This is a genomic window from Bacillus sp. es.036, assembly GCF_002563635.1.
Lineage (GTDB): Bacteria > Bacillota > Bacilli > Bacillales > Guptibacillaceae > Guptibacillus.
Window position 1 is genome coordinate 2,020,858 of record NZ_PDIZ01000001.1, and the last position, 21,695, is coordinate 2,042,552.

The following is a 21,695-nucleotide window of genomic DNA, read 5'->3' on the forward strand; positions in this document are numbered from 1 at the left end:
ACAGGTCATTACTTAACCTTTCTAAATAGATTAAAAAACCACACTCATTTAGAGTGTGGTTCTTTGATTAAGCATTTAGGTCGTAGCGCTTCCCTTTCACAACGTAGATCACGCTTTCTGAAATATTTGTGCAATGGTCTCCAATACGTTCTACATAGCGGCAGATAAAAGAAAGCTGTTGAATTTGGCTAACACTTTCAGGATGTTCTGTCATCAATTCAAGTAGTTCTTTTACCAGACGTCCGTACATGTTATCAATTTCATCATCAGCATCCGCAACAGCCATTGCCTGATTCACATCTTCATCATAAAAGGAAGCAAGCACTTCCTTTAACATATTATTCGCTTTTTGAGCTAATGCTGGAATTTCTTCAATCGGTTTAACAAAAGGTTTGTCCCCGATTCGAATAATTGACTTAGCAATATTAACAGCAAGATCGCCAACGCGCTCAACGTCCGTTGTTATTTTCAATGCAGAAATAAGTCTTCTTAGATCGGTTGCAAGCGGCTGCTCCTTCGCGATTAACCAAATCGCTGTTTCGTTAATCTCTTCCTCGAGGCGGTTAATTTTATAATCATTATCAATAATTTCAAGTGCTTTATCAACATCCTGATTCTTTAATGCAGTAATCGCATCATCAACCGCCACCTGCGCTAAAGAGCCTAGTTCAAGAAGCTTAGTCTTTATTTCATCTAATTGTTCTTGGAAATTTTCTCTTACTACCATAAATGCTCACCCCCGAAATAATTAACCGAAACGGCCTGTAATATAGTCTTCTGTTCGCTTATCTGTAGGATTAGAAAATAACTGGTTCGTATCAGAAAACTCTACGACTTCACCGTTTAAGAAAAAGGCCGTTTTATCAGAGATACGAGCTGCTTGTTGCATGTTGTGCGTTACGATAATAATACTGAAATCTTTCTTTAATTCTTGAACAAGTTCTTCTACTTTAAGGGTAGAGATTGGATCAAGCGCAGATGTTGGCTCATCCATCAAGATAACATCAGGCTCAATTGCGAGACAGCGAGCGATACAAAGGCGCTGTTGCTGACCACCAGATAAACCGTAAGCATTTTCGTTTAGACGATCTTTTACTTCTTCCCAAAGTGCTGCACCTTTTAAGCTTTTTTCGACAATTTCATCAAGTACTTTTTTGTTTTTAATGCCGTGAATTTTAGGACCATAAACGACATTTTCATAGATTGATTTTGGAAATGGATTCGGCTTTTGGAAAACCATTCCCACTTTTGTGCGCAAATCTTCTACTTTGTATTTGTTCTCAAAAATGTTTTTCCCACGATAGTTAATATCACCAGACATTTTTACAATTGGTACCATTTCGACCATTCTATTAAGAGCTTTAATAAACGTGGATTTACCACAACCGGATGGCCCGATAATGGCTGTTACCTGTTTTTCTGGAATATCGAATTTAATATCTTTTAGAGCCTGGTCTTTTCCGTACCATAAATTAAAATTCTGAATGCTATATACAGAATCTTTTTCTTTTATCTGTTCTTCTGACCGCGGAGCTTTTACGACTTTCTTTTCATCCATAACTGTTTTCATTTTCAATATCCCCTTTACACATTGATGAGAGCTTTACGTATCTACAGTCTTTTAGAAAACTTATTTCGAATTAAGACAGCAATTGAATTCATAATGAGCAACATTGCGAGAAGTACGATAATACCTGCTGCTGCTACATCGTGGAATTCCGTTTGCGGACGACTCGTCCAGTTGAAAATCTGGATCGGCATAACAGTAAATCCGGACAAGAAATTCTCAGGCAAGTAGGCAACAAACGTTAATGCACCAATCATAAGTAGTGGTGCTGTTTCACCGATTGCGCGTGATAAAGCAAGAATTCCTCCTGTTAAAATCCCGGGGATTGCTGCAGGTAATACAACCTTTTTGATTGTTTGCCATTTCGTAGCACCCATCGCATAAGAAGCCTCTCGAAGCTCTTTTGGAACCGAACGTACAGCCTCTTGAGCAGCAACAACGATAATAGGCAAAATTAATAAACTCATCGTCAAACCACCGGCAAGAACACTTCGCCCCATTTCCAACATCCGAACAAATACAGTTAGTCCAAGTAAACCAAAAACAATCGAAGGGACACCTGCTAAATTGGAAATATTTATTTGAATAAACGTTGTAAACTTATTTTTTTTTGCATATTCTTCAAGATAAATCGCGGTTCCAACTCCAATTGTAAGTGCGACTGGAGCAATCACTGCCATCATCCATAAAGTACCGAAAAATGCTGCTTTAATTCCTGCTTTTTCAGGGAATCGAGATGCAAAATTTTGAAAGAACTGAAAATCTAAGTAGCCAATCCCTTGAGTGAATATCCGATATAACAAGATAACAAGCACTACGAGTGCTAGCATTGTTGCTCCAAAGAAGATTCCTTTAAGAATCTTATTTTGTGCCAGTCTGGTTTGCATTTTACTTTTTACTTTTGCCTGATCTACTAATTGCATTAGTATTCCTCCCTGAATCTACGAGAAATATATTGCGCGATAAGGTTCATGATAAGTGTGAAAAGGAAGAGCGTCATCCCAACAGCATAAATGCTGTAGTAAATTGTCGTTCCATAACCAGCATCCCCTAGACTTACCTGCACAATATAAGATGTCATTGTCTGTATAGACTCCGTTACATCTAGAGTAAGTTTTGGTGTTGCACCACCTGCGACTGTTACGATCATTGTTTCACCGATTGCTCTTGAAATCGCAAGTACAAAAGATGCAATAATTCCTGATAATGCAGCTGGTAGAACTACTTTCACAGCAACCTCAAATCGTGTAGCGCCAAGTCCGAGTGCACCTTCTCGAATTGCGTTGGGTACAGAACTCATCGCATCCTCTGAGAGAGATGCAACCATAGGAATAATCATAATCCCTACAACGATACCGGGGCTCAATGCGTTGAAAATAGGAAGACTCGGAATAATATTTTGTAGAACTGGTGTAACAAAAGTTAAAGCAAAGAAACCATATACAATCGTAGGAATACCTGCTAATACTTCCAGAATCGGCTTAATGATTCTTCTAACGCTATCACTTGCATATTCACTCAAATAAATGGCTGCTGCTAATCCTAATGGAATGGCAACGAGCATGGCGATCCCGGTAATCATTAATGTTCCAGAAATCAGTGGCCAGATTCCATAATCAGGGTTGTCTCCAAAAAACGGGTACCAATCTTTATTCGTAAAGAATTCAATAATTGAAACACGGTTGAAAAACGTAATTGTTTCTACAATCAATGTAAAAACAATACCAAGCGTTGTTAATACAGAGATAATTGCACATAAAAGCAATAAGCCCGGTACAAGTTTCTCCATAAACTTCGCTCGTGATTGATTTTTCTCTTTTTTGTCTTTAATCATCTGACGAACAGAGCTTTGCATTTATTACTCCCCCTCACAAAGAGCAAAACAGGATAAAGTGAGGAGCCGTAACTCCTCACCAATCTGTTTCATTTTATTCTTACTTACCAGCGATTTCGTTTAGCTTATCCATAGCTTCTGTATACTTTTCTTCAGGAAGAGCTACGTAACCTACAGCTTCAGCCATTTCACCAGCATTCTCAAGTGCATATTTAGTGAAATCATATACAGCAGGATTTTCCTCTACTGCAGAGTGCTTCACATAAGTGTATAGCGGACGAGAAAGTGGCTCATATGTTCCATCTTGGATAGTTTCTGCATTTGGTTCTACAGCTTCACCGTCACCATTAACGATTGGAATAACGTTAAGGCTATCTTTGTTTTCAAGGTAGTAAGCATAACCGAAGAATGCCATACCGTTTTTAGAGCCAGTTACACCATTTACAAGTACATTGTCATCTTCAGAAAGTGTTGCTTCTTTCACCATTTGCTCATCTTCTAGTACTACTTCATTAAAGTAGTCATACGTTCCAGAATCTGTACCAGGGCTAAATAATTCGATTTTTTCTTCAGGCCATTCAGGGTTGACGTCGCTCCACATTGTTGCTTCGCCTAACCAGATTTTCTTTAGGTCGTCAATTGTAAGCTGATCTACCCAATCATTCTCAGAGTTAACAACGATAGAAAGACCGTCTTTTGCAATTTCAAATTCTGTGAAGTCAATACCAGCTTCTTCAAGTGCAGCTGTTTCTTCTTCTTTGATTGGACGAGAAGCGTTACTCATGTCTGTTTCACCAGCAGAGAATTTCTCAAATCCACCACCAGAACCTGAAACACCTACACTAACTTTTACATCAGGTTGTACAGAAGCGTATTCTTCAGCAACTGCTTCCATAATCGGGAATACTGTAGAAGATCCGTCCATTAGAACTTCGCCAGATACTTCTTCACCAGAAGCTTCTCCGCCACTGTTTGTGTTACCAGAATTTTCTGTGTTACCAGAGTTATTTCCGCAAGCTGCTGCGAAAATCATTACCATCGACATAACTACCATAAGCATAATGCCCTTGAACTTCATGTTATTTCCCCCTAAATGGATGTTTGTACTTGTGACCAACCAGGTTGTTTGTGTACTGGCCTCTCAATCACAATTCTTAGAATACAGCCCAGATATTAATGTCGTATAAACCAATTGTAAAGAGATTGTAAATGCTTGTCGGAAAACGTTTTAATTTCTCTTTTTTTGGGGAAATGATAGATTTTTCCCTTCTATTAGCTTTAAATTACATTTCATCCAGGATGATTCTGTTGTTAATTTGTCCTTATAATATAAAAAAAACCGCTTTTTCAGCGGTTTTTTTTATTCTTACTTATTCAGTTTCTTTTTCTTCATACCCAATTGGTTTCTTAGCTTCATCTTTCAGTTCAAAATAAGCATCAAGAATTCGACCACCTATTTTTTTGTTCACGGAACCAGAAGAAGAATCATTCACTTCTGGCACAACAACCGAAATCGCAACTTCAGGATTGTCATAAGGGGCATAGCCAACTAGAGTTAAATTATACCCATCTCCAATCTGCGCTGTCCCAGTCTTTCCAGCTGCTTGATAGTCATCACTTTGGAAGTAAGGATAGTGTGTGCCTGCAGTACCATTTTCAGTATTCATAACCATCCACATTCCCTTTTGGACATGAGCCACTTCTTCTTCACTCATTTTAATTTTGTTTAACACTTCCGGAGTATTTTGAAACAAAATCGTATCAGACAAACCATCTTTTTCAGAAGGTTCATGGACTTCTTTCAAGAGATGAGGTTCAATACGATAACCTCCATTTGCAATTGTAGAGGTATATTGAGCCATTTGCATTGGTGTATACGTATCGTACTGTCCAATCGCAAAATCTAAAATTTTACCAAATTCACTTATCCCACCATTTAACCCTGAACTTTCGCCAGGCAAGTCAATTCCTGTTTTCACTCCTAAACCAAACTGAGAGAATGATTCTTTTAGCTCATCATAAGCTGCCGGGTCATAACCACTACTTTCATAAGGAGCGTAGTCATAATCAGCCATGCTCATCGCAATTTTCCACATATATACGTTTGAGGATCTTTGTAAAGCAACAAGATCTGAAATAGGTCCCATTGCATTAGCCGTATAAGATGACTTTTTACCTTCATCTTTAAAGTATAAGACTTCGTCTACAAGAGTTGTATTTGGATTAATTACTCCATACTGATAACCTGTTAAAACCGTTGCTCCTTTAACTGTTGATCCCATCGCATAAGAGTCTCCAATCACACCAAAAGTGCGATCTTTGAACTCGCCATTATTATATTCTTTACCTGCAAACGACAAGATTTCCCCAGTATTTGGATCCATCATCACAACATAGCCTCTCGTTGCTCCATATTGCCTCGCATCGTTAAGCTCTTCATCAAGAATTTTCTCAACTTCTTTTTGAAGATCAATGTCTAATGAGAGTACCAAATCATTTCCTCTTTGTCCTTCAATTACTTTTGGCTCGCCTATTGGCTCACCTGATTTATCTGTGACGTAAGTTTGCTTTTCTTTTTGACCTTTTAGGTACTCTTCGTATTCTTTTTCAAGATAGCTAATGCCAACTTTGTCATTTCGCTCATAATCTCTTAATCCATAATAACTCAATTCATCTTTAGGAATAGGTCCGACTCTCCCAAAAATAGTTTGAAGGGTGTCTCCATAAGGATATTCTCTTGTGGCGTCTGCTTGTATCTCTATGCCTGGTAAAGAACCAAGATTTTCACTCACTTTAGCAATTTCATCTTCATTTAAACCGATTTTAATTGTCTGAGACGACAAAGCATAACCAGTGTCCATTGCTCTTTTTATAGCAGCAACTTCAAGCTCTTGTGGATTGTTTTTAATTTCTTCTAGATCTTTATCACTAATGCGTTCAATTTGTAGCTGATAAGCTTCACTAGACTCCATCTCTTCCCATTCTTTTTCGGTTAACTTCGCCTTCGCTTTTTCTGGATTCGTGACAATCCAATAATCTTTTAAATCTCGATCTATAACATCTTCAGTATCCATCTCAATATATTCAGCTAATTTTTGAGCTAATTCAAGCCTTTCAGCTTGTTTTGTATTCTGTGTTCGAATATATGTAAGAGCAAACTGAGGATTATTATCTACAAGAACTCGTCCGTAACGGTCATACATTTTCCCACGAGGTGCAGTTGACTCTGCAGTCACGTTTTCCGTTTGTTCAGAAACACGCTCGTATTCTTCTCCATTTACAATCTGAATAACACCCAGTCGAAGAATTAAGGTAGAAAACAAAAGGAAAACCGATAAAAATAATATATTTAGCCTAAAAGGTACATGATTTTTCTTTTTCTTAGCTTTCACAATAAACTCCCTTCCCCTTAAACAAATATAGACACCTGTTTCAGACAGGTGTCTCTGATCTCTCTTCTCCTTACTATACTTAGTGATAATAAAAAAGTAAAGGGACTAATGAGCTATTGTAATGGGTCAGGAGACGGTTCTGCCACGGTTGCTGAAGCCGATTGAAGTTTTCTTACGAACAGGTAAATAAACGTATGTCCCGCTCCAACAATTAATAACAAAATTGGAATGCTTTTTTCATCGTTAAACAGCGACACTGTTAGTAGGAATAAAAGGATTGATACAATTCGACCCAGGTTTAAGTAAACCTCTCGAACAACAATATACTCAATACGCATTTCTGCAGCATTCCATGCTTTACCAATGACATCATAAGTTAGTGAAATGTACGGAACAAGAAGTAATGGATAGGCAAGAGAGATACAAACACCATACATTAACAATCGCGCAAATGTTAGATCTGTTACAAGTAAGAATACCGATGCATAAAGAATTAGCCCCCCATATAAGATTGCTTTTTTTCGAAACCTTGGTTTTATTAAACGGGTCGCCAAGTAATACGCTAAAAAGGAAACTGCGGAGTTTACAAGTCCGAATGTACCGATAGCAAGTTCACTTTCCGTCGTTATAAAAACAAGAACGACGATAATGAAAATAAAAGTACCTTCTCTTATCCCTTGAAAAAAATGCGCGTGCAATATATTGAGCCAATCGGCATTCGCTTTTCTTTCTTGAAAAATTCGGGTAAATGAAAAGTTGCCTTTCGCAGATCGTCGTTCAAGAAAGAAACTTAAGATGACGGCTGCAAAAAACAAGGCCAGTGAAACTCCAAAAATGACCTTATATCCCGTAAATGCTTCGAGACTAGAAATAATCACACCGGCAAAAATCGGACCAATCATACCTGCAAAAGAAGTGAGTAAGCCGAGAAAACCATTAAAAAAATCCCTCGTTTCTGGCTCAGTAATTTCAAATGTTAACACATTAAACGCTAGCCAATAAAAGCCAAACCCAATCCCAAGTAAGGAGCCAAGTAAGATCAATAAATGACTCGCATTTTGACCTAAAGAAAGGACCGTTATATAAAAGAGGGCTAGAAAAATGACGCCTATTCGTAAGACGATCACTCTATCCATTTTCTTCGCCCACCTGCCTGCAAGAATAAACGTAAGTGGCTGGCTAATAACAGCGGAAAGGTTATATATACCGATATCAGCAAACTCTCCGGATTGCTTCCACAAATACACATTCACAAACGTATTTGAAAGTGCAATGCTCAGGGCATATAAACCACCGATTGTTAGCAATAACAACAGATCTTTTGTTACTTCTATCTCACCAATCATATGTTTTATCACTTTCATTAGAAACTCCCCTTTTTTCATCCACCCTTATTTTGACTTAATTCTTCCTCGTTATGCGGAAGAATCAAAAAGGATAAACTATGTTTGAAAGGGGACTATGTATGTACTACTTTCTATATCGAACAGATTATCTTACTAAACCGCTACGCAACCAACTAATTCAAAGCATTGAAACTGTAGTAAATGAAGATAGATGTTCTTTTTTCATTTCTAAGATGACGCACTATTTCCTTATTAGTTATCGAAATAAAGAAGTGTCACTCACCTTATCTGATCAACAAGTACTTGTAGGTTCACCTACCGACTTCGAAAATGGTTGTGATTTCACCGATTATTTAATAAATCATATCCTTTATCAATTAGGACCTATTTATACACTGATTGAATGAGAAATGAAAAGCCCCCGGCAAAGTGCCGAGGGCTAAGATAACCTATTTTATTTAGCTGCTTCGTAACGCTTAGCAACTTCATCCCAATTAACGACATTCCAAAATGCGCTAATGTAATCAGGACGTTTGTTTTGATACTTAAGGTAATAAGCATGCTCCCAAACATCTAATCCAAGGATTGGTGTAACACCTTCCATAACCGGGGTATCCTGGTTAGGAGTGCTTGTTACTTCAAGTTCTCCGCCTTTAACTACAAGCCAAGCCCAGCCTGAGCCAAAGCGACCAGCAGCAGCGTTAGCGAAATCTTCTTTAAAGCTTTCAAAGCTACCAAATTTCTTTTTAAGCGCTTCGCTTAAATCACCTGACGGCTCTCCGCCACCGTTAGGGCTAAGAAGTTGCCAGAAAAGTGAGTGGTTAGCGTGTCCGCCACCATTGTTACGAACAGCAGTGCGAATGCCTTCAGGAAGCGCATCTAGATTGCCAAGAAGTTCTTCAAGGCTTTTTGATGCGTGTTCTTCATGACCTTCTAGTGCACCATTTAGTTTTGTTACATATGCGTTATGGTGCTTGTCATGGTGGATCTTCATTGTTTCTTCATCGATGTGTGGTTCTAGTGCATTGTAGTCGTAAGGTAGTTCTGGTAGTTCAAATTTAGCCATTGTGAATCTCCTCCTCAAATATAATATGTAACTTGCTGTTAGGGCAACGTTAATTGCCACTTAAACATGATGACGTCACAAGTTTACATTAGCAGAATTGTCATGCGTTTTCAAATAATAAACATTTGAATCTCCGCAACACAGGTAAAGTTTCCCCTCATTATATGGAATTAAACATCTTAAAGAAAAAATCAATAATTAATAGTGTGATCTAATGTATTTAAAACATAAAAAAACTCGTCATTTAATGACGAGTGGGATCTTTATTGAGTGGTGGCTCCGGACGGAATCGAACCGCCGACACGAGGATTTTCAGTCCTCTGCTCTACCGACTGAGCTACAGAGCCAAATATGTATAACGTTTAATCGAAATATCTTAATTTGAGTTTGTGTGTTGTACATTTACGTTTAATGGTAATAACACCTTGCTATGAGTTTAGGTTGCCCCTAAAGGGACTACAATAAAAATTTAACAAGAAGCTTATCCGACGCAGGTAAATTTTTGGTTGCGGGGGCAGGATTTGAACCTGCGACCTTTGGGTTATGAGCCCAACGAGCTACCGAACTGCTCCACCCCGCGACAATATGAATGTAAATATGCTGCACATGCTTCATAATGCTGTACACTGTTTCTTTCTCTACAAGGTTATGCTTCGATGCGTATCCGTCGAAACAACTCGATGTTGATTCATAGATATAACGCTCGTTGCTCCACCCCGCGACAATATGAATGTAAAGATACTGTGTAAACCATTATAGAAAAATGGAGGAGGAAGAGGGATTCGAACCCCCGCGGGCGACTAAGCCCCTGTCGGTTTTCAAGACCGATCCCTTCAGCCAGACTTGGGTATTCCTCCGATATGCATTTGGTGGACCCTGCAGGACTCGAACCTGCGACCGGACGGTTATGAGCCGTCAGCTCTAACCAGCTGAGCTAAGGGTCCTTATGTAAATAGTGGGGCGGCTGATGGGAATTGAACCCACGAATGCCGGAATCACAATCCGGTGCGTTAACCACTTCGCCACAACCGCCATGCTTATTTATTCAACTATATGGTAGCGGCGGAGGGGATCGAACCCCCGACCTCACGGGTATGAACCGTACGCTCTAGCCAGCTGAGCTACACCGCCATATGGCTCCACAGGTAGGATTCGAACCTACGACCGATCGGTTAACAGCCGATAGCTCTACCACTGAGCTACTGTGGAATATCTCTTAACGACAAGAACTAATATACCATAGGATTAAATAAAACGTCAATACTTTTTTGGGATTTAATCATATCCCTTTCAAAATCAATCATGAAAATACTATATCACTCTTTCACTTCACCATCAAGATCTACAAAACATACACCAAAAACACGATAATCATGATGGCTTGCAGAACTCCTTTCATAACTGCACCACCAAGGAAACCAAGCAAAGATCCTACTCCAACTTGTACAGACTCCTTGAATGGTTTTCGATGAATCAGTAACTCTGCTACCACTGCGCCTATAAAAGGTCCAAGAATAATTCCCGCAAATGGAATGATGAACGGGCCAACTAACAAACCGATCGTACTTCCCCAAATGGCAGCTTTTGATCCTCCATACTTTTTAACACCAAATAAATTACTCGCATAATCTGCTACAAATAATAAAAGGGTTAGCAACACCTGAATAACCCAGAAAGAAAACGTCATTGAACCGAAATCATAAAATACACCATACAAAATAAACCCAACATAAATAAATAGGACCGCTGGAATGATCGGATAAATCAATCCAACAAATGCAATAATAAATGAGGCAACGATTAAAGACCAAAATAAAATATCCATACCTTCTCTCCCCCTCTAACTGTAGTCTATTTTATAGTAAATAACATTTTCCTTCTATATAATATACAAAATTCCTGTGAAAATAAAAAGAAGCAGAGGCAACCCTCTGCTTCCATTGTTTATTCTTCTCCAATAACGGCTTCTGCGATATTTACCGCATGATCACCAATACGCTCAAGGTTACTGATGATATCAACAAAAACGATTCCAGCACTTCCAGTACATTCACCTTCATTTAGGCGAAGGATATGCTGTTTACGAAGTGTTCGTTCCATTTTGTCAATTTTATCTTCCAGTTTCACAACTTCCTGTGCCTTCGCTATATCCCACTTATCAAGTGAATCAAAGGCTTCATGAAGTGCAGAAAGGGTTAGATTGAACATTTCATCAAGGTCTTGCATTGCAACGTCAGTCATTTTTACTTTATTACTGATTTGATAATCAACCAATTCAACGATATTCTCCATATGATCGCCAATACGCTCGATATCACGAACAGAGTCCATTAACATACCGTGACGTGTTGACTCATCTCCTGACAGAGAAGTTGCGGATAGCTGAATAAGGTAGTCTGTAATCTTAGTATCTAAATTGTTAATGGCTTCTTCATACTGAGCGGTTTTTTCTGCGCTCTTCTGACCTTTAGATATTAAGTAGTTGGATGCTTCCTTAACACCTTTATAAGCAAATTCACTCATTCGAATTACTTCTTCTTTAGCCTGTCCTAAAGCAACAGAAGGAGAACGCTCGATGAATACTGGATCAAGATGCTTCGGTTTATATTCTATCGTTGCATCATCACCAGGAATAATTTTCGTTACAAGATAAGCAAGTCCAGCAATGAACGGGAATTGGATCACAGTATTTGTAATGTTAAAGATCCCGTGTCCAAATGCGATCGTCATTTCTGGTGTTAAGTTTAATGCATCTCTCAAGTATTCAATTAAAGGCGTATAGGCAAATAAGAAGATCAAGAAGATCGCCGTTCCAATTAAATTAAAAATAACGTGAGTTAGTGCTGTACGTCGAGCGGCTACAGAAGCACCGATAGAAGCAAGCACTGCTGTAATTGTTGTACCGATATTATCTCCGAAGAGTACTGGTAACGCAGCTTGGATATCCATAGCATTCTGTGAATAAAGTCCTTGTAATACACCAATTGTAGCACTAGAACTTTGCACAATAACCGTAAATACCGTACCAATTACAACGCCTAATAGCGGGTTTGAACTCATGCTCACTGTGAGTTCTTGGAAAGCCTCAAGACTTCTAAGTGGCTTCATTCCTGTACTCATTAATTCAAGTCCAAAGAATAACGCACCAAAACCAAAAACAATTTGCCCTGCGTAATTAATTTTCTTGTTTTTAAAGAAGAAAATTAATAGAGAACCAATAGCAATGATTGGTAGAGCGTAATCTTTAATAGGAAAACCAATAATAAATGCTGTAACAGTTGTTCCAATGTTAGCTCCCATTACAACACCAATCGCTTGCTTGAGAGTCATAAATCCTGCATTAACAAGACCGACTGTTAAAACCGTTGTCCCTGAACTACTTTGGATGAGAATCGTAACAATGACCCCGGCTAGCACACCCATAAATGGGTTCGTCGTAAAGCGATCAAGAATGTCTCTTAATCGATCACCTGCAGATCGTTGAAGGCCATCTCCCATATACTTTAGTCCAAACAGGAAAATACCAAGACCTCCCACAAACTGAAAGATCATCTCCTGAACGTTGAGTTCCATCATTTCAACCCCTTGCACTCATGTTTTATTTTTTTCGACAATACTCAACAAAGTCCCTTGTCTATTATCTACATCGCTCCCCTCTTTGTAAAGAGTTAATATAGAATTGTAATGATATTATGATGAAATCAATTTTGTTTCAAGAAAGTTTCAGCAAGTTTATTGTTCCCATCTACTTATATAAGATAAACTGGTTTAGTGGGATTACTCTCACATACCTAGAAAGGAGATTTTCAATTTGAACGTTTTTAAACAACTGTATTATAGCTTATTTTCTCCAAAAATGATGGCGCGATTCCGTTTTCAAAAACTAGGGAAGCCGATATTGTATGTGTTTCTCCTAATGCTACTTTCTTCTGTACCTATAGGGATTATTACAGCGGTTTCGTTTACCAATGCTTACGAAGACCTTAAAACACATATGGGAGATTTACCTGAATTCACTTTACAAGATGGCACACTAAAAAGTGACCAATCTGAACCACTTATAAAAAAAGAAGATGGAAACACATTTATTTTTGATGCTACAGATGAAATAAAGCCAGACGATGTTGATTCCTATGAATCAGCTATTGCGTTCCTAAAAGATCGAATTATCGTAATGGATAGTGGGACAAGACAAGAGTTTAATTATAGTAATTTCAGCTCAATGACTTTTACAAAACAAGATGTAAGTGAACTCACGAAAAATTTAGATAACTTGCTTCCAATCTTTATCCCACTCTTAATCTTTGTCGTCTATTTATTCCAGACTGGCCTCAAATTTATCGGAATTACCGTTCTAGCGACAATCGGTTTACTATTAAAGTCACTCGCGGGTAGAAAAGCATCCTATAAACAACTCTGGGTCCTATCGGTTTATTCCGTTACGATTCCAACCCTTTTCTTTACTATTATGGCGTTAGTAAAAACAACCGTCCCATTTGGATTTCTTCTCTATTGGTTTGTAGCCATCATGCTACTCTACCTAACCATTAAGGAAATTCCTCTTCCGAAAAAACGTGTAACGAACGAAAGACCTAATTCACCTGAGTAAAAATTTTGATTATTTTATCAAATCACTTGATTTTCGCTTTAAAGTAATGTAGATTATGTAAAAAGCGACACATTAAAATTCCATATACTTTCAATTCTTATCAAGAGAAGCAGAGGGACTGGCCCGAAGAAGCTTCAGCAACCACCGGATATTTTCTGGAAAGGTGCTAACTCCAGCAAGTTGAATTCAACTTGGAAGATAAGAAGAAGAGCAACCAAAGTCTTCTTCTTATAGAGGGCTTTTTTTTATTGCCCTTACTTAATGAAAAGGAGATTGATTATGTCAAATAACCATTACGATACGCTACTTGTTCAACTAGGTAATAAATCAGATCCACAAACTGGAGCTGTAAATCCTCCTGTTTATTTTTCCACTTCCTATAGGCATGAAGGAATTGGCCAATCAACAGGGTTTGATTATTCAAGAACAAAAAACCCTACTCGTTCGATTCTGGAGTCTGCAGTAAATGAACTCGAACATGGTGACCAGGGCTTCGCATTTAGTTCCGGCATGGCTGCCATCCAATCAATTATATCTTTATTTAAAACCAGAGATCATATACTCGTTTCAGATGACCTATATGGTGGCACATATCGATTATTTGCTCACGCAGAAAAGCATTTCAACTTATCATTCACCTATTTTGACAGCCAAAATATTGATAGCATCGCACCATTAATAACTCCGTTTACTAGGGCAATCTTTATCGAAAACCCTTCAAACCCCCTAATGAAGTTAACCGATGTTGAAGAGATTGTGACGATTGCCAAGACATACAATTTATTGTCAATCGTAGACAATACGTTATTCACCCCTCTTCTACAAAACCCCCTTTTACTAGGGGCTGATATTGTTATTCATAGCGCAACGAAATACCTTGGGGGTCACAATGATGTGCTTGCAGGACTTGTCATTGCCAAAGGTGAAAAGCTCTGTGCTGAGATTGAACAATATCAAAACGGTGCTGGAGCGGTTCTTTCTCCGTTCGACTCCTGGCTCCTCATTCGAGGAATGAAGACATTACCTCTTCGACTAAAGCAACATGAGGAGAATGCTCGAGCTATCGCAACATACTTAAGAAATCACGACGCAATATCTGACGTCTTCTATCCTGAAAAAGGGGGTATGCTGTCGTTTCGATTACAGTCTGAAGCATGGGTTGATCCATTTCTAAGGAACTTGAAACTGATTACCTTTGCGGAAAGTCTTGGAGGCGTTGAGAGCTTTATTACTTATCCAGCCACACAAACACACGCCGATATCCCAGAAAAGATCAGACTCGAGAAAGGTGTTTGTAATCGACTTCTCAGATTTTCGGTAGGAATTGAACAAATCAACGATTTAGTGAAAGATTTGGATCAAACACTAGCAACTTTCATAGAGGATGGTGTGCGACATGACTACTAATTCATATACATTTCAAACAAAACTTCTTCACAACGATCATAAATTTGATAAAAGCACTGGTGCTGTCAGTGTTCCAATTCAACAAGCATCTACCTTTCATCAATTGGATTTTGATCATCCAGGAAAATATGATTATAGCCGCTCTGGTAACCCTACCCGTGAAGCTCTAGAAGAAACGATTGCAGACCTTGAAGGTGGCGTTAGGGGGTTTGCATTTGCTTCTGGTATGGCTGCTATCGCTACTTCTTTTATGCTCCTTTCACAAAATGACCATGTTTTGATTTCAGAAGATGTTTATGGCGGGACTTATCGGATGATACACGATGTTCTCTGCAGATTTGGAATTAGTCATACTTTTGTAGATATGACTGATTTAAATAAAGTTGCGAACGGGATTCAATCCAATACAAAAGTGATCTACATCGAGACACCTTCTAACCCATTGCTCAAAGTGACTGATATTCAAGCCGTCGTTAAGTTAGCGAAAGCGAATCAATGTCTAACATTCGTTGATAACACTTTTATGACGCCTGCCCTCCAAAGACCACTGGACTTCGGCGCGGATATCGTTCTTCATAGTGCAACAAAATTTATTGCCGGACATAGCGATGTTGTTGCAGGTCTTGCCGCAGTTAAAAATGAAAAGCTGGGTGAAAACCTTGCTTTTTTGCAAAACTCTTTCGGATCCATTTTAAGTGCTCATGATTCCTGGTTAGTTCTTCGCGGATTAAAAACATTACATTGTCGGCTCGAGCAATCTTCAAGATCGGCTTTCCGGCTTGCTCATGCACTCCTTAAAGAGCCGCTTGTAGAAGAAGTTTATTATCCTGGATTCTCTTTCCATCAAGGCCATTCGACTCACCTTTACCAGGCAGCAGGTCCTGGGGCTGTTCTTTCTTTTCGACTACCTGATGAAAACGCGATTCGGTTGTTTACAAAGAACGTGCAACTTCCAGTTTACGCTGTTAGTCTTGGTGCGGTTGAATCGATTCTCTCTTATCCAGCGAGAATGTCTCATGCATCAATGTCAGCTGCCGAACGAAACAAGCGTGGCATCACAGATGGCTTGTTACGCTTATCTGTTGGTCTTGAAAATGCTGAAGACTTGCTTCAAGACTTTAAACAAGGATTTGCTGCCATTACTAAACTTTACGCTCCTACAGCCGGAGGTGCTAAAGGATGAGCTTACTTGAAGATCTCGAGCACAAAATTTTGATTGGTGACGGTGCGATGGGAACCCTTCTTTATTCATACGGCATCGACCAATGTTTTGAAGCGCTGAATCTTTCACATCCGGATCAAGTATTAAATGTTCACCAAGCTTATGTTCATGCCGGTTCAGATGTGATTCAAACCAATACGTACGGCGCGAACTATAGCAAGCTATCACGATATGGCCTTGAAGACCTAGTAAAAGAGATCAATAAAGAAGGCGTTAAACTCGCTCGAAAGGCTGCGACAGACTCTACTTACGTTCTTGGGACAATAGGAGGAATACGAGGAATTAATACACGATCGACGCCCCTTGATGAAATTAAGCGTAGCTTTAGAGAACAGCTATATTGCCTTCTATTAGAAGGAGTCGATGGTCTTTTATTGGAAACGTATTACGATCTAGAAGAGATCATAACCGTACTTAAAATAGCTCGAAAGGAAACGGATTTACCTTTAATTGCACAAGTTTCCATGCATGAGCCAGGCATTTTGCAAGATGGCACTTCTCTTGCTGCTGCCTTAAAACAAATTGAGAATGCCGGAGCTGATGTAACAGGCGTTAACTGCCGACTCGGCCCTTATCATATGATTCAATCATTAGAACAGGTGCCTCTCTCAGGTCGTTTTCTTTCTGCCTATCCTAACGCGAGTTTACCTGAATATGAAGAGGGGCGTCTTGTTTATCCTACCGCGCAAGACTATTTCAAACAAAGTGCAGAAACCCTACGTCAACAAGGCGTTAGACTTATTGGTGGTTGTTGTGGAACAACTCCTGAGCATATAGCTGCTGCAGCTAATGCACTAAAGGGTTTAAAACCAATTACAACGAAAGAAGTAACCGTTAACGAAAAAGAGGCTAGGATCATCGATTTTGAGGAAGAAAGGCTGCCTCACTTACATGAAATAGCAAGAAAACAGCGATCTGTTATCGTTGAGCTCGACCCTCCAAAGAAATTATCGATTGATAAATATCTTGAGGGAACAAAGGCGCTACAAGAAGTTGGCGTTGATGCGATTACGCTGGCTGATAACTCTCTTGCCTCACCGCGAATTTGCAATACCGCCATGGCTTCTACGATTAAAGCTCAGCATAATGTTCGACCACTTGTTCATGTTGCCTGTCGTGATCGGAATTTAATTGGCTTACAATCCCATTTAATGGGGCTTCATACACTTGGAATTAATCAAGTTCTTGCCGTAACAGGTGACCCTACTAAAATCGGCGATTTCCCTGGCGCTACTTCGGTTTACGACGTCTCATCATTTGACCTAATTCGTTTAATGAAACAATTTAATCAAGGACGTTCTTATTCTGGTAAATCACTTGGAATTAAAACCTCATTTTCAATAGCAGCCGCCTTTAATCCGAATGTACGCCATTTAGATCGAGCTGTCGAACGCCTTGAAAAAAAACAGCAGTGTGGAGCGGATTACTTTATAAGTCAACCCATTTACAACGAAGAACAGTTACTAGAAGTCTATGAAGCGACGAAACATTTAACTTGTCCCATTTACATTGGGATCATGCCACTTACAAGCTACCGAAATGCTGAATTTCTCCATAATGAAGTACCGGGAATTAAACTATCCGATTCCATACGCAATCGTATGTTACACGCTACAGATTCAACGCAATCAATTGAAGCAGGGCTTGCAATCGCGAAGTCGTTAATTGATGCTGCTTTTGATTTGTTTAATGGGATTTATTTAATCACCCCCTTCTTGCGTTATGAATTAACAGTAGAATTAACGCGATACATTAACGAGAAAACTCGCCTTGAAGAAGAAAGGAAGAATCGAAATGGCCTACACCTCATTTGAAGATCTACTTACGAAGAGACTCCTTGTTCTTGATGGAGCTATGGGAACAATGATTCAACAGGCTAATCTGACAGCTACTGATTTTGGTGGTGAAGACTATGAAGGCTGTAATGAATACTTATCCTTAACTAGGCCAGAGCTTATCTCCTCTATCCATGAAGAGTACTTAGCTAGCGGAGCAGATATTATTGAGACGAACACCTTTGGAGCAACAGATCTTGTCTTAGATGAATATGATCTCGGTCATCTTGCGGAAAAGCTAAACTACACCTCTGCAAGGCTTGCAAAGGAGGCTACTGCTAAATTAACTACGCCAGATAAACCACGTTTTGTTGCAGGCGCCATGGGGCCAACTACCAAAACATTATCCGTCACGGGCGGAACGACTTTTGAATCACTTTCTAACTCATATGCCATTCAGGCTAGAGGCTTACTTAACGGAGGCGTGGATCTTCTATTAATTGAAACCAGTCAGGATATGCTTAACGTAAAAGCTGCTTATATTGGTATTTCGAAAGTATTTCAGGAATTGGGGATGACCGTTCCTTTAATGATCTCGGGGACTATTGAACCGATGGGCACAACACTCGCTGGTCAAAGTATTGAGGCATTTTATTTATCGCTTGAACATATGAATCCAGCAGTCGTTGGACTAAATTGTGCAACAGGACCAGAGTTTATGAGAGATCACCTCCGCTCCCTTTCTGATCTTGCCACAACTTCAGTAAGCTGCTATCCCAATGCTGGTCTTCCTGACGAAGAAGGAAATTATCACGAAACGCCTGAAAGCTTAGCAGCTAAAATTCACGGATTTGTAGAAAAAGGTTGGCTTAACGTTGTCGGTGGCTGTTGCGGAACAACTCCTGCTCATATAAAAGCCATTTCAGAAGCTATAAAAGGACTACACCCGCGAAAAGCTCCTGTGAGTCATCCTCACGCTGTTTCTGGAATTGAACCATTTATATACGATGATAGCACTAGACCTATACTCGTTGGAGAACGAACAAACGTCATTGGATCGCGTAAGTTCAAACGTCTTATAGCAGAGGAGAAATTTGAAGAAGCGTCTGAAATTGCGCGTTCACAAGTAAAAAAAGGTGCACAGGTGATCGACATTTGCCTAGCAAATCCAGATAGTGATGAACTTAGAGATATTGAGAATTTTATGAAATATGTTGTAAACAAGGTTAAAACCCCTCTTATCATCGATTCTACTGATGATGCAGTTATCGAAAAAGCCCTCTCTTATTCACAAGGGAAAGCGATCATTAATTCCATTAATCTTGAAGATGGTGAAGAACGCTTTGAAGCTGTCGTTCCTCTTATTTATAAGTACGGCGCTGCCATTGTCGTTGGTACAATTGACGAAACCGGCATGGCGATTACAGCAGAACGTAAGCTCGAAATCGCGAAACGCTCCCATGACTTACTCGTTTCAAAATACGGCCTTAACGCATCTGATATTATATTTGACCCTCTTGTTTTCCCAATCGGTACAGGTGATGAACAATACATTGGCTCAGCTTCCGAAACCATCGAGGGGATCAGACTCATTAAATCGCAATTGCCAGATTGTCAGACAATCCTCGGGATAAGTAACGTCTCTTTTGGTCTTCCTCCAGTAGGGAGAGAAGTACTAAACGCTGCCTACTTGTATCACTGTACAAAAGCCGGATTAGATTATGCAATCGTGAACACAGAAAAGCTGGAAAGATACGCTTCTATTTCTGATAAAGAAGTCCAGCTTGCCGACAACCTCCTTTTTCAAACAAATGATCAGACATTAGCAGATTTCACTGCATTCTATCGAGGTAAAAAGAAAGAAAGTAAAGTGCAAACTTCCACGCTCACACTGCAAGAACGTCTAGCTTTATATGTCGTCGAAGGCACCAAAGAAGGACTTCTACCAGATTTAGAAAAAGCCTTAATTGAATATCATGCGCCGCTTCAAATCATTAATGGACCATTAATGAAGGGGATGGCAGAGGTTGGGAAATTATTTAATGATAATCAATTAATTGTCGCAGAAGTACTTCAAAGTGCCGAAGTCATGAAGGCTTCTGTCGCTTTCCTTGAACCTCATATGGAAAAAGAAGATTCTTCTAGTTCTAAAGGAAAAGTACTTTTAGCGACTGTAAAAGGTGATGTGCACGACATTGGCAAGAACCTTGTCGAAATTATTTTAAGTAATAATGGTTTTGAAGTCGTTGATCTTGGCATTAAGGTTACTCCAACAGACCTTATTAAACAGGTTCAAGACCACCAGCCAGACTTTGTCGGTCTTTCTGGACTACTTGTTAAATCTGCTCAGCAAATGGTATTGACTGCTCAAGATATGAAGCAAGCTAAAATCTCGATACCCATTATGGTAGGTGGTGCCGCCTTATCGCGAAAATTTACTGACAATAAAATTTCAGCTGAATATGACGGACCTGTTTTCTATGCAAAAGACGCTATGGAGGGATTAGCCCTTTCAAATCAGTTAAGTAACGAAGAAGAAAAAAGAAAACTCGTACAAGAACATGCGATCAAAAAAGCTTCTTCTGAATTGCAACCAAAAACGATTTCAAACGGCGGAACAGCAGTTGCGATTAAACCAGTTTCTACTGTTTCGACTGATGTACGAGTTTATCAACCGTATGATCTAGAGCCTCATATTTTAAGAAACTACTCGGTTGCTCACATCGAACCATACATCAACATGCAAATGCTAATCGGTCATCATCTAGGCCTTAAAGGAAAAGTATCAAGACTACTTGCAGAAAAAAACGAGAAAGCCGTGCATTTAAAAGAAGTGGTAGATCACCTTTTAACACGAGCCAAGATTGAAAGTTGGATACAACCTTCAGCTAAATATCAGTTCTTCCCAGCACAATCTGATGGAAATGATGTTATCATTTACTCTCCTAATGATCATCAAACGATCATTGAACGATTTTCATTTCCTCGTCAACAAAAAGAACCTTTCTTGTGTCTTGCAGATTACCTTCGTTCAGTATCTAGTGGCGAGATGGACTATGTTGGATTTTTTGCAGTTACAGCAGGAAAAGGCATTCGAGAACGTTCAGTAGAGTTAAAAAATCAAGGGAGTTATCTCGAAAGTCATGCTTTACAAGCCCTTGCGCTTGAAACTGCTGAAGGTCTTGCCGAACACGTTCATCAATTGATGCGTGATAAATGGGGGTTCCCTGATCCAACGGATTTCACAATGCAAAATCGCTTTTCGGCTAAATACCAGGGACAGCGCTTTTCTTTTGGCTACCCCGCTTGCCCTGAGCTTGACGACCAGAAAAAACTTTTTAAACTTATCCAACCTGAAGATATTGGGGTAGAACTCACAGATGGCTGTATGATGGAACCAGAAGCTTCTGTTACTGCGATGGTTTTCGCGCACCCTGAAGGAAGATATTTTAATGTTTTATAAGACGTAAAAAGAGG

16 protein-coding genes, 7 tRNA genes and 1 riboswitch are annotated in these 21,695 nt (G+C 39.4%); of the genes, 6 read left to right on the forward strand and 17 right to left on the reverse strand.

All coding sequences use genetic code 11. The features are described 5' to 3' along the window. Positions 1-67: 67 nt before the first annotated feature. The 7 genes from phoU to ATG70_RS10410 all read right to left on the reverse strand — a co-directional run bounded on the left by phoU (position 68) and on the right by ATG70_RS10410 (position 8,157). Positions 68-727 (reverse strand): phosphate signaling complex protein PhoU, encoded by a 660-nt coding sequence (phoU, locus tag ATG70_RS10380; RefSeq protein WP_098444234.1) that lies wholly within the window; start codon positions 725-727, stop codon positions 68-70. Positions 728-748: 21 nt separating this feature from the next. Further along, the gene (pstB, locus tag ATG70_RS10385; protein ID WP_098444235.1) at positions 749-1,570 is read right to left on the reverse strand and encodes a phosphate ABC transporter ATP-binding protein PstB; all 822 of its coding nucleotides are present in this window, start codon (positions 1,568-1,570) and stop codon (positions 749-751) included. A gap of 41 nt (positions 1,571-1,611) precedes the next feature. Next, on the reverse strand, positions 1,612-2,490 hold the full coding sequence (gene pstA / locus ATG70_RS10390) for a phosphate ABC transporter permease PstA (RefSeq protein WP_098444236.1): 879 nt from the start codon (positions 2,488-2,490) through the stop codon (positions 1,612-1,614). Continuing rightward, the gene (gene pstC / locus ATG70_RS10395; RefSeq protein ID WP_098444237.1) at positions 2,490-3,422 is read right to left on the reverse strand and encodes a phosphate ABC transporter permease subunit PstC; all 933 of its coding nucleotides are present in this window, start codon (positions 3,420-3,422) and stop codon (positions 2,490-2,492) included. Before pstC ends, pstA begins: the two co-directional genes overlap by 1 nt. Positions 3,423-3,501: 79 nt before the next feature. After that, positions 3,502-4,479, reverse strand: coding sequence for a PstS family phosphate ABC transporter substrate-binding protein (locus ATG70_RS10400; protein WP_098444238.1), 978 nt, complete (start codon positions 4,477-4,479; stop codon positions 3,502-3,504). Between the two features lie 292 nt (positions 4,480-4,771). Continuing rightward, on the reverse strand, positions 4,772-6,793 hold the full coding sequence (locus ATG70_RS10405; RefSeq protein ID WP_257147659.1) for a peptidoglycan D,D-transpeptidase FtsI family protein: 2,022 nt from the start codon (positions 6,791-6,793) through the stop codon (positions 4,772-4,774). A gap of 113 nt (positions 6,794-6,906) precedes the next feature. After that, positions 6,907-8,157 carry an MFS transporter gene (locus ATG70_RS10410; protein WP_098444240.1) on the reverse strand — a complete coding sequence of 417 codons (1,251 nt, stop codon included), beginning with the start codon at positions 8,155-8,157 and terminating at the stop codon, positions 6,907-6,909. 101 nt (positions 8,158-8,258) lie between these two features. Between ATG70_RS10410 and ATG70_RS10415 the strand changes: the two genes are divergently transcribed. After that, positions 8,259-8,546, forward strand: a complete 288-nt coding sequence (locus tag ATG70_RS10415) for a hypothetical protein (protein ID WP_098444241.1) — start codon at positions 8,259-8,261, stop codon at positions 8,544-8,546. 47 nt (positions 8,547-8,593) lie between these two features. Here ATG70_RS10415 and ATG70_RS10420 read toward each other — a convergent pair whose 3' ends face one another. The 10 genes from ATG70_RS10420 to ATG70_RS10465 form a co-directional block, all read right to left on the reverse strand. After that, complete coding sequence (locus tag ATG70_RS10420; protein ID WP_098444242.1) at positions 8,594-9,205, reverse strand: superoxide dismutase; 612 nt, start codon at positions 9,203-9,205, stop codon at positions 8,594-8,596. Between the two features lie 271 nt (positions 9,206-9,476). Next, a tRNA-Phe gene (locus ATG70_RS10425) sits at positions 9,477-9,552 on the reverse strand. Between the two features lie 156 nt (positions 9,553-9,708). After that, positions 9,709-9,785 (reverse strand) — tRNA-Met (locus tag ATG70_RS10430). Positions 9,786-9,969: 184 nt separating this feature from the next. Next, a tRNA-Ser gene (locus tag ATG70_RS10435) sits at positions 9,970-10,062 on the reverse strand. Positions 10,063-10,072: 10 nt separating this feature from the next. Next, positions 10,073-10,149: transfer RNA gene (locus tag ATG70_RS10440), tRNA-Ile, on the reverse strand. A 12-nt stretch (positions 10,150-10,161) separates the two neighbouring features. Then, positions 10,162-10,237 (reverse strand) — tRNA-His (locus ATG70_RS10445). Positions 10,238-10,259: 22 nt separating this feature from the next. Beyond that, a tRNA-Met gene (locus ATG70_RS10450) sits at positions 10,260-10,336 on the reverse strand. Positions 10,337-10,339: 3 nt separating this feature from the next. After that, positions 10,340-10,414, reverse strand: a tRNA-Asn gene (locus ATG70_RS10455). 133 nt (positions 10,415-10,547) lie between these two features. Further along, positions 10,548-11,030 (reverse strand): DUF456 domain-containing protein, encoded by a 483-nt coding sequence (locus ATG70_RS10460; protein ID WP_098444243.1) that lies wholly within the window; start codon positions 11,028-11,030, stop codon positions 10,548-10,550. A gap of 119 nt (positions 11,031-11,149) precedes the next feature. Next, the gene (locus ATG70_RS10465) at positions 11,150-12,778 is read right to left on the reverse strand and encodes a Na/Pi cotransporter family protein (RefSeq protein WP_179886248.1); all 1,629 of its coding nucleotides are present in this window, start codon (positions 12,776-12,778) and stop codon (positions 11,150-11,152) included. A 238-nt stretch (positions 12,779-13,016) separates the two neighbouring features. Here ATG70_RS10465 and ATG70_RS10470 point away from each other — a divergent pair, with 238 nt between their 5' ends. From ATG70_RS10470 to metH, 5 genes are all read left to right on the forward strand, one after another. Further along, entirely contained in the window at positions 13,017-13,814 is a 798-nt protein-coding gene (locus ATG70_RS10470; RefSeq protein ID WP_098444245.1) for a DUF1189 domain-containing protein, read from the forward strand. Between the two features lie 94 nt (positions 13,815-13,908). Then, positions 13,909-14,019, forward strand: a riboswitch (SAM riboswitch). A gap of 74 nt (positions 14,020-14,093) precedes the next feature. Then, positions 14,094-15,221 carry a methionine biosynthesis PLP-dependent protein gene (locus tag ATG70_RS10475; RefSeq protein ID WP_098444246.1) on the forward strand — a complete coding sequence of 376 codons (1,128 nt, stop codon included), beginning with the start codon at positions 14,094-14,096 and terminating at the stop codon, positions 15,219-15,221. Next, positions 15,211-16,404, forward strand: a complete 1,194-nt coding sequence (gene metC / locus ATG70_RS10480) for a cystathionine beta-lyase (RefSeq protein ID WP_098444247.1) — start codon at positions 15,211-15,213, stop codon at positions 16,402-16,404. Before ATG70_RS10475 ends, metC begins: the two co-directional genes overlap by 11 nt. After that, a complete protein-coding gene (locus tag ATG70_RS10485) occupies positions 16,401-18,257 on the forward strand; it encodes a bifunctional homocysteine S-methyltransferase/methylenetetrahydrofolate reductase (RefSeq protein WP_098444248.1) in 1,857 nt (618 codons plus the stop codon). The genes metC and ATG70_RS10485 overlap by 4 nt, the downstream gene beginning before the upstream one ends. Beyond that, complete coding sequence (gene metH, locus ATG70_RS10490) at positions 18,238-21,681, forward strand: methionine synthase (protein ID WP_098444249.1); 3,444 nt, start codon at positions 18,238-18,240, stop codon at positions 21,679-21,681. Before ATG70_RS10485 ends, metH begins: the two co-directional genes overlap by 20 nt. Positions 21,682-21,695: the final 14 nt, after the last annotated feature.

Bases quoted from the DNA above. Each gene is read 5' to 3' on its own strand.
- phoU (WP_098444234.1), bottom strand. From the start codon at position 727: ATGGTAGTAAGAGAAAATTTCCAAGAACAATTAGATGAAATAAAGACT.
- pstB (WP_098444235.1), bottom strand. From the start codon at position 1,570: ATGAAAACAGTTATGGATGAAAAGAAAGTCGTAAAAGCTCCGCGGTCA.
- pstA (WP_098444236.1), bottom strand. From the start codon at position 2,490: ATGCAATTAGTAGATCAGGCAAAAGTAAAAAGTAAAATGCAAACCAGA.
- pstC (WP_098444237.1), bottom strand. From the start codon at position 3,422: ATGCAAAGCTCTGTTCGTCAGATGATTAAAGACAAAAAAGAGAAAAAT.
- ATG70_RS10400 (WP_098444238.1), bottom strand. From the start codon at position 4,479: ATGAAGTTCAAGGGCATTATGCTTATGGTAGTTATGTCGATGGTAATG.
- ATG70_RS10410 (WP_098444240.1), bottom strand. From the start codon at position 8,157: ATGAAAGTGATAAAACATATGATTGGTGAGATAGAAGTAACAAAAGAT.
- ATG70_RS10415 (WP_098444241.1), top strand. From the start codon at position 8,259: ATGTACTACTTTCTATATCGAACAGATTATCTTACTAAACCGCTACGC.
- ATG70_RS10420 (WP_098444242.1), bottom strand. From the start codon at position 9,205: ATGGCTAAATTTGAACTACCAGAACTACCTTACGACTACAATGCACTA.
- ATG70_RS10460 (WP_098444243.1), bottom strand. From the start codon at position 11,030: ATGGATATTTTATTTTGGTCTTTAATCGTTGCCTCATTTATTATTGCA.
- ATG70_RS10465 (WP_179886248.1), bottom strand. From the start codon at position 12,778: ATGGAACTCAACGTTCAGGAGATGATCTTTCAGTTTGTGGGAGGTCTT.
- ATG70_RS10475 (WP_098444246.1), top strand. From the start codon at position 14,094: ATGTCAAATAACCATTACGATACGCTACTTGTTCAACTAGGTAATAAA.
- metC (WP_098444247.1), top strand. From the start codon at position 15,211: ATGACTACTAATTCATATACATTTCAAACAAAACTTCTTCACAACGAT.
- ATG70_RS10485 (WP_098444248.1), top strand. From the start codon at position 16,401: ATGAGCTTACTTGAAGATCTCGAGCACAAAATTTTGATTGGTGACGGT.
- metH (WP_098444249.1), top strand. From the start codon at position 18,238: ATGGCCTACACCTCATTTGAAGATCTACTTACGAAGAGACTCCTTGTT.